At 72.1% G+C, this 12,290-nt stretch carries 7 protein-coding genes and 1 pseudogene; 2 read left to right on the plus strand and 6 right to left on the minus strand.

The window, feature by feature from the left end:
• Positions 1–10: 10 nt before the first annotated feature.
• The gene (locus B7K21_RS09140) at positions 11–592 is read right to left on the minus strand and encodes a GNAT family N-acetyltransferase (RefSeq protein WP_234989263.1); all 582 of its coding nucleotides are present in this window, start codon (positions 590–592) and stop codon (positions 11–13) included.
• Position 593: 1 nt separating this feature from the next.
• On the minus strand, positions 594–1,823 hold the full coding sequence (gene glp, locus B7K21_RS09145; RefSeq protein ID WP_084075129.1) for a gephyrin-like molybdotransferase Glp: 1,230 nt from the start codon (positions 1,821–1,823) through the stop codon (positions 594–596).
• Between the two features lie 116 nt (positions 1,824–1,939).
• Here glp and B7K21_RS09150 point away from each other — a divergent pair, with 116 nt between their 5' ends.
• On the plus strand, positions 1,940–2,578 hold the full coding sequence (locus tag B7K21_RS09150) for a 5-formyltetrahydrofolate cyclo-ligase (protein ID WP_234989264.1): 639 nt from the start codon (positions 1,940–1,942) through the stop codon (positions 2,576–2,578).
• A gap of 55 nt (positions 2,579–2,633) precedes the next feature.
• Positions 2,634–2,825 (plus strand): annotated as a pseudogene (locus tag B7K21_RS09155) (FmdB family zinc ribbon protein); the annotation flags it as partial.
• Positions 2,826–2,879: 54 nt separating this feature from the next.
• Here the strand turns inward: B7K21_RS09155 and B7K21_RS09160 are convergent.
• The 4 genes from B7K21_RS09160 to B7K21_RS09175 form a co-directional block, all read right to left on the minus strand.
• Entirely contained in the window at positions 2,880–7,370 is a 4,491-nt protein-coding gene (locus tag B7K21_RS09160) for a hypothetical protein (protein ID WP_084075131.1), read from the minus strand.
• Positions 7,371–7,577: 207 nt separating this feature from the next.
• On the minus strand, positions 7,578–8,429 hold the full coding sequence (locus B7K21_RS09165; RefSeq protein WP_084075132.1) for a trypsin-like serine protease: 852 nt from the start codon (positions 8,427–8,429) through the stop codon (positions 7,578–7,580).
• A gap of 350 nt (positions 8,430–8,779) precedes the next feature.
• A complete protein-coding gene (locus B7K21_RS09170; RefSeq protein WP_084075133.1) occupies positions 8,780–10,699 on the minus strand; it encodes an FAD-dependent oxidoreductase in 1,920 nt (639 codons plus the stop codon).
• Between the two features lie 120 nt (positions 10,700–10,819).
• Entirely contained in the window at positions 10,820–12,196 is a 1,377-nt protein-coding gene (locus B7K21_RS09175) for a nitrate/nitrite transporter (RefSeq protein WP_144016152.1), read from the minus strand.
• Positions 12,197–12,290 lie beyond the last annotated feature (94 nt).

Consider the following 12,290-nt stretch of genomic DNA (forward strand, 5'->3'; position numbering starts at 1 on the left):
TATCGGCGTGTCAGGACGATGACCGCTCCCACGTGTTCCAGCGACGCGGTTCGTGGGCCGTCAGCGCGAAGACGCGGTGGTCTCGCCAGCGTCCGTCGATGTACAGATATGAGCGTCGCAGGCCTTCCTCGCGGAAGCCGACCTTGCGCGCCACGCGGATGCTCGCGACGTTCTCGGGACGCATCGCGATCTCGAGCCGGTGCAGTCCCTGCGCGAATGCGTAGTCCGCGGCGAGTGCCACCGCGCGCGGCGCGATGCCTTCGCCCGCCCGATGCTGGGCGACCCAGTAGCCGATGCTCCCCCCGCATTCGGGTCCCCACGTCAGGCCGGTGACGCTGACGCGCCCCACGAGCCGTCCGTCGATCTCGATCGCCATCGGGAACGACGTGCGGCGGCGCCACTCGCGCCGCTCCTGGCGCACGAGCTCGCCGAACGTAATGGCGCGGGAGATCTGCCCTGGCGGGGCCGTCGCCTCCCACGGCCGCAGCCACTCGCGATTGGCGTCGCGCAGCGCGAGCCACTCGGACTCGTCGCGGCGTCGCAGGCGGCGCAGCACGAGGCCGTCGCGGAACAGCCTCAGCTCGGTGGCCACGTCAGTCCTCCCACGCGAGGCATGCGACGGTCGAGCCGGGGGCCACACGCGTCTCCTCTGGCGCGACGAGCAGCAGCGCATCGGACGCGGCGAGGTCCGCGAGCGTGGGCCGCTCGAGGTCGCCCACCGGTGTGGCCGCTCGGCCGTCCTTGCCGTAGGGCGCCAATGCGACAGGCACGGCGTGGGCCACGCCCGACGGTGAGGTCACCGCGGTCGTCATCCTCGCCTTCACGGGCGTCCTCTCGGTACGCGTCTCACCGTTCATGGCGCGCAGCGCGGGCCGCACGTAGGTCTCGAAAGCGACGGCTGCGGACACAGGAGGCCCCGGAAGGGCGATCACCGGCACGCGCCTGTCGCCCCCGACGTCGATCGCGCCGATGCCGTGCCGCCCTCCCGGCCGCAGGTCGACGTCGTCCACCTCGAACTCGCCGAGCTGTGCCAGCACCTCGGGCAGCGTCTCCTCTCGTCCGCCCGAGAGGCCCCCGGTGGTGAGGAGGACGTCGGCGCGCACGAGCTGATCCTCGATCGCCGAGCCGAGCGCGAGCCGCTCGTCCGGGACCGCCCCCACGCGGTAGGCGTGCGCGCCAGCCTCGCGCACCATGGCGGCGAGCATGTGCGCGTTGGATTCGGGGATGCCGCCGCCAGTGCGGGACGTGCCCGGCTCCACGAGCTCGCCGCCGACGGCGATCACGACCACGCGGGGCGTCGGGCTCACGCGAAGGCGCGGACGGCCGAGCGCCGCGGCGACGGCGAGCTGGCGTGCGCCGAGCCGCGTCCCCTGAGGCACGAGCACCTCTCCTGCCTGCGCGTCGGAGCCTGCAGGGCGCACGTGGTCGCCCTCCCGGGCCGCAAGCGAGACGGCGACGCGCGCCACTCCCGCGTCGGTCATCGCGGTCGGCACCACGGCGTCGGCACCCGTCGGCAGCGGCGCGCCGGACGCGATCCGCGCCGCCGTGCGCGGCACGTGCCGCCGCGGCACCCCGCCGGCCGTGCGCACGTCGTGCGACACCACAAGCGTCACGGGAGCCGCGACCGTCGCGTCCGCCACGTCCTGCGCCCGCACCGCGTAGCCATCGCATGCCGCCACGGGCAGTGGCGGTGCGGGCTCCTCGGCGATCAGGCCCTCTGCGAGGGTCGCACCCGCCGCTGCCTCGAGCATGACCTCGAGCGGCGGGATGCGCTGCAGCGCCTCGTGGACGCGGCGGCGATGCTCCTCGAGGGTCCGGGCCATGCGGGCATTGTCTCGGGCCTGCGCACAGGGGTGCAAGCACGCCGCGCCCGCCGAGAGTGACGAACCGTACTCACAGGCGTAACGAGCCGTTCACGATGCTGTGTCACGATGTGGTCATGACGCCGATGTCCTCCTCCCCGTCGAGCGCGCCCGAACCCGAGGACGCCAAGATCGCGCTGAGGACGAGCCTGCGGAAGGCTCGGCTGCACCGCTCCGAGCGGCGCATCGCCGAGCACGCAGAGTCGTTCAGGGATCGCGTGCTCGCGATTCCCACCGTCGGCGGCGCCTCGTGCGTCTCCGTCTATGCGTCGCGTCCGCACGAGCCCGGTACCGGCCCCCTGATCTCCGCCCTGCACGACCGCGGAGTCGAGGTGCTGATCCCCGTCCTGGGCGATGGACTGCAGCGCGGCTGGGGCCACTATCACGGCATCGACGACCTCATCGAGCGCTCCCCGGGGCGCCCGCCCGAGCCCTCGGGGCCGTTCCTTCCGTTCGAGGAGCTGGGCCGTGCCGACGTGGTGGTCGTGCCCGCACTCGCCGTCGACACCTCGGGCACCCGCCTGGGGCAGGGCGGCGGTTGGTACGACCGGGCGCTGCCGCTCGCGAAGGCCGGCGCGGCCTTCATCGCGCTCGTCTACGACTCCGAACTGTTCGACGCCTCCGAGCAGCCGCTGCCACGCGAGGCGCACGATGTGGGCGTCCACGCCGTCGTCACGCCCGGCGCCGTCACCCACCTGCGCAGCTCGGTCTCGTAGACGCTGCGACCAGGGGCGACCGACGCCGCCCGCGCGCCCGGTTAGAATCTGCGCCATGCCCACGTACAGCTACGCCTGCACGGTGTGCGGCCACCGCTTCGACGCCGTCCAGTCGATCCACGCTGCCGCGCTCACCGAGTGCCCCGAGTGCAAGGCCGAATTGCGCCGCGTCTTCGGCAACGTCGGCGTGACGTTCAAGGGCTCGGGCTTCTACCGGACCGACTCGCGCGCGTCGAAGTCCTCCTCCGACTGACGCCCTACGCGCGGGTCACCCCTGCACGGTTCGTGCACCCCGCCCTGATCACCAGTGTGGCGGGCGGTCGCCCTTGATCTCGTCGTCACGGCTGCGCGTGTCGCGGCCGCCCCAGCCTGCGTCCTCGTCCTCCCACGCGCGCGTGGGGATCAGCGGCCGCTCCGGTCCGGCGGTGCGCGGAGCGACCTTGGGCGCGGGCAGCGCGCCCGACGCCGAAGCGTCGGCGTCGTCGTCTGACTCGAGCTCGCCGGCGTCCTGGTCCGCCTCGGCCTCCACGGCGTCCTCGTCGGCAGCGTCATCGTCGGCCACGTGCGCGTCGGCGGCGTCGTCCTCGACCGGGGCGGATCGCGGGGCGAGCTTGGGCACGCCGAAGCCGAGCTTCATCACAGGACGGGGTGCCGGCTCAGGCTCCTCCGCCTCGTCGTCAGGCTCGTCCTCGTCGGCAACGTCACCCTCACCGACATCGGCATCATCCGCGTCGGGCTCGTCCTCGTCCTCATCGAGCGCGAGCGTCTCCTGCGTCTCGGTCGCGTCGTGCGCGGCCTCCAGGTCCGCCGCAAGTTCGGCGCCTCCGCCGTCATCCACGATGCCGTCGCCCGGCGTCTCAGGGACCTCGTAGGGCGACGCGGCGTCGCTCTCGTCCCCCACTTGTGGGAGCACGATGCCAAGCGTCGGGTCTGCCTCAGCGATCGCGTCGGACTCAGGCTCCGCCTCGGGCTCCGGCTCTTCGACGCGCAGCGCCGCGACCACGCCAGTGGCCGCCTCGTCCTCGAGCGACGAGGGCTCGTCCGGCAGCGCCGGGACTGCGTGCTCGACCTCGAAGTCGAACACGTCCTGCCCTGGCACCTCGAACACCGGCATCTCGCCCGTGTCGGACGGCACCGCGGCGCTCTCGTACGGCGACACCGGCGCGGGCGCGGCATGCGGGAGCGAGATCGAGGCCGTGACCGTAGGCGCCTCCGCGTGCGACAGGGCGTCGAGCACCTGGCGCGTGGCCGCCTCGGGGTCCATGAACACGTCGAGCGTCCACAGGGGCAGCACCGTCCACCCGAGCGCCTCGAGCCGGGCGTGCTGCCAGCGCACGCGATCGCGCAGGCTCGCGCTGCCGGCCGCGGAGGCCTCGTCGGTCACGACCGCGAGTCGGAAGCCCGACTCGCCCTGCCCGCCGACGACCATCGGGATGGCGTCCGACCCGGAACCGTAGCGCAGGCGCACGGCGCAGCCCGCGCTGCGGAGCCGGTGCGCGATGTCGCCCAGCAGCCAGTCGGAAGGCGCCGGATGGGGACGCTCGGGGGCGACAGCGGCGCGTGCCGCGGCATCGAGCAGGTCCTGCAGCATCTCCACGCCGTGACCCTCGTCCGAGCGCTCCGCGATCGCGCCGAGCGCGTCGACCCCGATCGCTCCGAACACCCATGTGCGTTCGCGACCGGCCACGAGCGCCTGGGTGAGGGCGTGAGTGCCCCACTCCTCGCTCAGCACGCCGAGCCTGCGGGGGTAGGCGCCGTCCTCGTCGCGCGCGTAGCCCCACGTGAGGATCACGTCATCGGCGCTGAGGCCCGCTGCCTCGCCCAGCGACACGATCGGGACGCGAGAGACCAGGCGCGAGTCGCGCTCGGCGAGAGCGGTGCTGATCCTGCCTGCGTGCAGCGGGTTGCCCGCGACGACCACCACTGACCGTCGCGGGATCGCGTCCACGGTCCGCGCGAGGTGCTCGACCACGAGGGCCACCTCGGCTGCGGTCGACTCCACCTCGGGAAGCCCCGGCACGGGAGTGCCGTGCGCGTCGATGATCTGCACCGCGAGCGACTCGGGCTCACCTGCCGCGGGAAGCGAGGAGAGCGTGCGCCCGTACACCGCGTCCTGAAGCACCGCCGTCACCCGCGGGTCGCGCGGCTGCGGCAGCGCGGGCAGCGTGACGTGGGGCAGCAGTGCCGCGAGCGCAGCGACGGCGGATCGCGTCGCGCTGTGCGCATCGGCGAGCACGACCACCTGCTTCGCGCGCGCCAAGGCAGGCACGAGCTCGGCGAGCGCGAGCGACTCGGCGGCCACCACGACCAGCACGTCGATCACGCGCGACGGCGGCATCATGTGCGGCACCTGCTCGGCGCGCACCAGGCTCACTGGCCGCAGTGCTGCCACGAGCGGGGAGTAGTCGCGCCACAGGTCGCGGTAGGTCGCGTCGGCGCCCTCGACGAGCGTCGCGAACAGATCGCGCGCGAGCTCCGGGTGCCGCGCGATGGCGCCGCGGCGGCGCTCGCCTGCGGCACGCATGAGCGGCTGCACGCGGGACGCCCCGAATGCGAGGTCGCGGGCTCGGAACTCCGTGACCGCCTCGCCGAGCGCGCCGTGCTGAGCCAGGCGCGGGTCGGCTCCGATGATCGAGTCGAACGCAGCGGCCCACCATGCGAACTCGAGGTCCGCGCGGACCTGGCGCGAGTCGGCGTCGCGCGCCTTGAGGTCGGCGACGAGCTCGGCGAAGCCCGCCTCCTCGACATCGACGCCCAGCGGCTGCGACGGCACCTGCTCGATCGCGGCAGTGAGCCCTCCGGTGAGGTGCTCGAGCGTGCCCACGAGCCGCTCCCACGGCTGCGACGGCAGGTCCTCCTGGCCGCTCACCTGCTCGACGGCCTTGCCGATCACGAGCCACGCGTCGCCGGCTTCGTCCAGCCGGTGACCGAACAGGTCGTAGTCGTCGGGCACGACGGGCCAGCCGCCACCTGAGCAGTGCGAGCGCCAACGGATCGCGACGTCGTGCGCCTCGAGCAGCTGCTCGTGCAGGCGTTCCTTGCCCCGGCCCGGCCGCAACAGCTCGATCGCGCGCCGCAGGAGCGCCTTGCGCTCGCGGCGCGGCAGCTTCACATACTTCGACGAGGTCTCTGGCGCGGTGGCGGCGACCAGGTCGTGCAGCGAGCGGTGGAACACAGCGGGCGAGAAGACCTCAAGGGTCTCGCGGACGTCCTCGAAGAGTCGCACCTGGTCGGCCCAGGTGGTGAGATCCGTGGCCTCGTCGACCCCGGTCTCGTGGGCCGCCGCGGCCGCCTCGTGACGCATCTTGGGGAGGTGTCGCGTGAGCAGCGCGCCGAGGGCCTCGTCGAAGCGGCGACCCTCCTCGGCGTCCTCGGCGACGTCGCGCCACCAGGCGTCGCGCGGGCCGTCGGCGATGGGCGTCGGCGCCGTGACCGGCGCCTCCTCCTCGCCGGTGACGCGCTGCGCGATGGCCTGTGAGACTGCGGCGAAGCCATGCTCCGTGACGAGCAGCCCCGCGTCGGCACCGAGGCGGACCCCGGTGCGCGGCTCAGTGTCGCCGGTCGTGACGCGCACCAACGCCTGGACGCATTCGAATGCGCTGACGCCCCAGGGGCGGTGCGTGCGGTGGAGTGCGTCGAACCGTGAGTGCAGACGGTAGCGCGCGGTCAGCAGTTCCTCGCCCTGGCGTCGCAGCGTCTCGTCGTCCACCGTGGGTGCCCCGAGGGTGACCGCCTCGAGCAGCCGCTGACGCGCGTCGGCGTTCCAGGCCTCGACTGCGGCATTGACGGCGAGGTCTCCTGCGCCCAGCGCGACCATGCGATCATGCACGTCCCGGAGCACGCCCTCGGTACCGGAGACGACGGCGACGGTGCGACCGGACGCCGCGCCATCGGCGGCGATCGCCGCGGACATGCCCACCACGTCGGACCCCGGGGGAGACTGCAGGAATGCGTGCCTGCCGGTAGCGATGAGGTCGAGCGCCGCGAACTGCGCATCGTCGAGATCCCCCATGCCGCGCTCCGCGAACGGGTCGCGGTCGCCCACGGGGAACGCGGGCAGCGGCATCGCGAGCGCGCCGGTGGCGTCCTGGTCTCCCGACGCGGCGACGAGCACGTCGCTCGCCGCGATGACGGAGTCGAGGTCGTCCAGGTCGCTCAGCAGGCGCTGCTCCGGGTCGTCGAAGACGCCGAGCACGAGCCGCTCGGGCGCCTCGAGAGAGTCGCCGAACAGATCGGTGCGGTCGCGCACGGCCTCCCACAAGGGCCTGGGGTCGAAGTCGGCACCGGCGCCGACGCGCGGCAGGGCCTCCGTGAGCGTCTCCTCGTCGCCCCGTGCGCGCAGCTCGGAGGCGAAGACCGGGTTGACTCGCACCTCGTCGCGCAGGGTGATCATCACGTCCCGGTCGCGGCCCGCCTCGAGTCCGACCGGGCGCAGCAGCAGCGGCAGCTCGCGGCGGTGGCCGTCCTCATCCCACGCCACGGTGCCGACCACGAGGGCCGCCGTCCACGCACCGGTGGCCGCGTGGATCCTCGTCGCCTCGTCGAGAATGTGCCGGGCGCGCACGAGTGCCTGCTCACGGGCCTCTCCCTCGCGGATCAGCTGCGTCATCGCCGTCGCTCGCCCCGCGAACAAGGGGGCGAGACCGCCAGGGTGAGCCCCGCGCAGGTCCACGATCTGCGCCTGCGAGGGCGCGAGGTCGCGCAACGGCGAGACGGCGGCGTGCTGGCGCAACTGGGAGCGCCACTCTCGGAGGGCATCGGCCACGAGGGAACGCCCGATGTAGTCGGTCACTCCCCTAGCCTAGGAAGGCCCGGGCGCGCACGCGGCGTGCCACGCCGCGAGGGGCCTCTCAGCAGGAGCGATCCGGACATCTCGGGCCTCACGGGCACAGAAGGACGGTGCGCGCCGACTTGTTCAGCCGACGCGCACCGTCGAGGGAATTGTGGGGCTGGGCGACCCCCGCGTCAATTCGCGAGCTCGTCCAGCGCTGAGAGCGTGTCAGTCGAGGAACGACTCGATGAACGCGAGGTCGTCCGGCTGGTCGATGCGGTAGCCGCCGCCCGTCCCCGAGCAGGTGGTGTTGAGGCCGTAGGACGTCACCGCCGCGATGGTGGTGGTGCCCGTCACGAAGATCGGTCCGCCCGAGTCTCCCGAGCACGTTCCGCCGGTGGAGGCGTTGTTGGTGAAGAGCACCGAGTTGCCAGCCTTCTTCTCGCCGAATGCGGAGTCCGCGTTGATAATCTTGACCTCGGCGGTCATGCGCACGCGAGCCGCTTCCGTGAGCCCGGTCTGGTCAGGAAGCGAGCGCTGCAGGCCGTAGCCGACGGGCGTGAACGTGGTGTTCTTCTTGCCTCCCGGCGCGAGCAGGTCGTCGAAGTAGCCCTGGTACGGCAACGTCCCGTACTCGCTGACGTACACGGGCTCATCGAGCACCACGACGCCCACGTCGTACAGGTAGAACGCTGACTCGACGTAGTCGGGATGGGTGTAGGCGGTGCCGTCGACGGAGAAGTCGGAGCCCGCAGGAAGGACCTCGTCGCCGTACGGGTATCCGTACGCCGCAGCGTCCGTGAGGTCGCCCTGGAACCAGATCGTCACCGCCTCGGCGCCGTACGTGCAGTGCCCGGCGGTGAGGTACACCGTCGGCGAGATGAGGGTGCCGGAGCAGCGCCACGCAGGGAGGACCGCGTCCTCCTCGGGGATGTAAGCGTCGGCGATCATGAGCCCGACGTAGGGGTGCTCGCCGTTGTCGGGTTCACCGTTCTTGATCGCGGCCGCGGGCAACGCGATGGTGGCGGTGAGGCCGGCCGCGGCGAGAACGGACAGGGCTGCTTTCAGGGTCGTGCGCATATTCCCTCCCAGGAATCGTGTGGTGACACGGACACTGGGCGGCCGATGCTCGACGAGTCGTGCCCCCTTGTCAGAATTGCTCCTGACGCCACGACCCCCCAGACGAGTCTGGGGCCTCAGACCAGCATCATCCCTGTTCCGGCGGCATATCCAGGCTCGTGTCGTGGATGCTAGCACCGCACATATCGGATATGTCGGGTGTCCGGACTGCGTCGCAGGATTCCGTCGCGGCACGCACGTTCTGGAACCAGGACCCGCGGGCGCCGGGAGAAACGTGCGCCGTCACCGGACGCACTGATGCCGGGCGCGGGCCAACCGGAAGGAGAGTGCGCGGCCCGCGCCCGGACGTCTCAGAGCGCGAAGGCCGCCTCGAAGCCGGCGTTGATCGCGTCGCCCACCTTGGCAGGCTGCACGCAGTCGCCGATGGCGATCGCGCCACGGTCGGCCAGCGCGTCCACGAGCGAGGTCGCGGGACGCACGCCGAACGCGGAGACGACGGTGTCGGCGGCGATCTGCACGGGACCGTCAGGGCCGTCGACCTTCACGCCCGCCTCGTTGACCTCGACGACCCGATGTCCGGTGAGCAGGGTGACGCCCTGCTCGGCGAGGTCGCGCAGCAGCGTGATGCGGTTGATCATCAGCAGGTCGGGGGCGATGCCGTCCGCCATCTCGACCACGGTGACGTCGTGGCCCTTCTCCTGCATCTCGAGCGCGAAGTCGGCGCCTGACAGGCCGCCTCCGCACACGACGATCCGGTGGCCGAGCTCGGCGCCCAGGTGGGCGTCGATGACCTCGACGACGTTGTCGCCGTCGAGTCCAGGAATCGGGGGTGCCACGGGCGTGGTGCCCACCGCGAGGATGATCGCGTCGGCGTCCTCGAGCTCAGGCGAGTCGGCGGCGATCTCCGTGCCGAGGTGCACCGTCACGGGCAGATCGGCCAGCTGCCGCTCCCACCAGAAGATCATGGAGCGCAGCTCCTTCTTGAACTCCGGCGTCGCGGCGGGCCACAGCACGCCGCCCAGCTGGTCGGCGCGGTCGTATACGTCGACGGTGTGGCCGCGCAGCGCGGCGACGCGGGCGGCCTCGAGGCCGGCTGGGCCGGCGCCGACGACGACCACGCGCTGGGGCGAGTCGGTCGGCGTGATGATGCGCTCCCGCTCGAAGCCGACGGCGGGGTTGACCGCGCAGCCGAGCGGCTGTCCGACGAACGCGTTGCCCACGCACAGCTGGTTGCAACGGATGCAGGGGCGGATGTCCTCGCGGCGCCCCTCGGCGAGCTTGAGCGCCCACTCGGGGTCGGCGATGAGCGCGCGACCGATGCCCGCGAAGTCCATCTCGCCGGTCGCGATGGCCTGCTCGGCGCGCTCGGCGGTGAGGTTGCCGCACCCGAGCACGGGGATCGACAGCGCCTCCTTGAACAGACGGACCGAGCCCATCATGCAGTTGTCGCCCAGGTAGTAGGGCGGGAAGACGTAGTCCATGGCCTCGTAGGAGCCCTCGTCGACCATGAGCAGGTCGAGTCCCGCCGCCTCGAGCTGCGTGGCGATCTCGAGCGACTCCTCGACGCCGCGGCCGCCCTCGAAGTGGTGATCCACCGAGAGGCGGAAGCTGACGGGCAGGCCCGGCGCGCCCTCCTTCACGGCCGCGATGACCTCGGCTGCGAAGCGGCAGCGGTTCTCGACGGAGCCGCCGTACTCGTCCGTGCGGCGGTTCCATACGGGCGACATGAACTGGTCGATGAGGTACCCGGTGTGGCCGTGGATGTCGATCGCGTCGATGCCGGCTTCGAGGCATCGCGCTGCGGCCTCCTTGAAGCGCTGGACGATGACCTTGATCTCCTCGGTCTCGAGGGGACGGCACTTCACGCTCGGGTCGAGCCAGTGGGAGTTGTCCGAGGCGGAGATGGGCAGTCGCTCGGGGTCGATGCTGTTGATGTTGCGTCCGAGGCCCGCGGTGAGCTGCACGGACACGGCGCCGCCGCGGGCGTGGAATGCCTCGGCGAGCTTCGTGAGGCCGGGCGTCGCGGCGTCGGTGTCGACGCGACCGAGGCCCTCGTTGATGACCTCGTAGTCGTCCGTGACGGCGTTGATGCCGGTGCACACGAGCCCGGCTCCAGCGGCGCGCTCGGCGTAGTACGCGATCTCGCGGTCGGTGAGGTGGCCGTCGTGGTCGCCCATCTCAGTGCCCATCGGCACCATCACGACGCGATTTCGCAGCCGTAGGCTTCCGAGCGTCGTCGGCTCGAGGACGTGGGAGAAGGTGGTCGTCATGGTGTGCCTCCTGGGCGTGGTGCGGGGCCGTGCTCCTTCTCTTGAACATATGTCTATTTGCAGCGTCACTGATGGGACGACAGTCCCGACGCGCCCGCCCGACGCAGGCGTGCGGGGGCCTCAGAGCCTCCGGCCGCGCCGGATCTGCTCGCGCAGTGGGGGCACGCGCACACCCTCGGCCGCCATCGCGGCCCTCGTGAGCCTGCGATTGCGCACGATGCCCACCACGCCGACCGTCCACGGCACCAGCAGCGCGGCGAAGGCGAGCCGATACTGGTCGAGCGTGTACACGGAGGCACCCGCTGGCGAGGCGAGCTGAAGCACGAGGCCCACAAGAAGCACCGAGACGATGGTCGCGATGAACCCGCCCATGTTGACGAAGCCCGTCGCAGTTCCCAGCCGCTCGCGCGGCGCGAAGGTGCGCGCATAGTCCATGCCGATGAGCGACACCGGGCCGCCCGCACCCACGACCGCCATGAACACCACGAGCTGCCACATCGGCCGCGGAGTCGAGGGGACAAGGATCGCCGCCCACGCCACGAACGTCGCGGTCGCCGAACCGAGCACCATCCAGCTGCGCCGCAGCGGGTGGCGCGCGGTGAACGCGCCCGCGAGGGGACCCGCCGCCATCTTCGCAAGGGTGACGACAGTCAGCAGTACCGACGCCTGGGTGCGCGTGAGGCCCTGCGCCGTCACGAAGAACGGCACGCCCCACAGCAACGCGAGCGTATTCGCGGAGAACAGGCTCGTGAAATGCGTCCAGAACCCCAGGCGCGTCCCCGCCGGGCTCATCGCGAGCCGCACCTGCGACGCGAAGCGCTCTCGGGCGGGCCCGGCGACGGCCGCCTCGGAACCCGGACCCTCGGCGACCTCGAGCGTGCGTCCGGCCCCCGCGTCGGGCATCTCCCCCGGCACAGGGCGGGGATCTCGCACGCCGAACAGCGCGAGGCCCGCCACCGCGACGCCAGCGATCGCGAGCGCGAAGAACGTGTCGGTCCAGCCGCGCGCACTCAGCATCCATGCGACGGGGATGGCCGTCGCCAGTTGACCCATCTGTCCCACGAAGCCCGTCACCTGCACCATGAACGGGGCCCGCGAGGGCGGGAACCAGTGCGCGACGAGTCGGCAGGCGGCGATGAAGATCGGGGCATCGCCTGCGCCGAGCAGCACGCGCGCCGCGATCGCGGCGGGGAGGTCGTCAGCGACGGCGAGCAGCGCCTGACCGCCAGCCATGATGAGCGACCCGGCGACCACCATGACCTTGGGGCCGAACCTGTCGATCAGCGCGCCCGCCGGCAGCTGCAGCGCGGCGTAGGTGGCGATCTGGGCGACCGAGAGCATCGCAAGCCCGGTCGCTTGGACGTCGAAGCGCTCGAACGCCTCCACGCCCGCCACGCCCAGGGCGGTGCGATGCACCACGGCGAGGAAGTACGCCGCGATCGCCGTGGCCATGACGAACCAGGCGGCGCGCGGAGTGCGCACGATGGCGTCGGTCATGGGCGGTCCTCGCATCGCGGGAGGGAAGGTCCGGGGCTACCTGACGGGCGCCCTCACTGTAACCGAGCCCCGCGCCGCCGACACCCACCCAGGA

The organism is Demequina sp. NBRC 110052 (assembly GCF_002090075.1).
Taxonomy (GTDB): Bacteria; Actinomycetota; Actinomycetes; order Actinomycetales; family Demequinaceae; genus Demequina.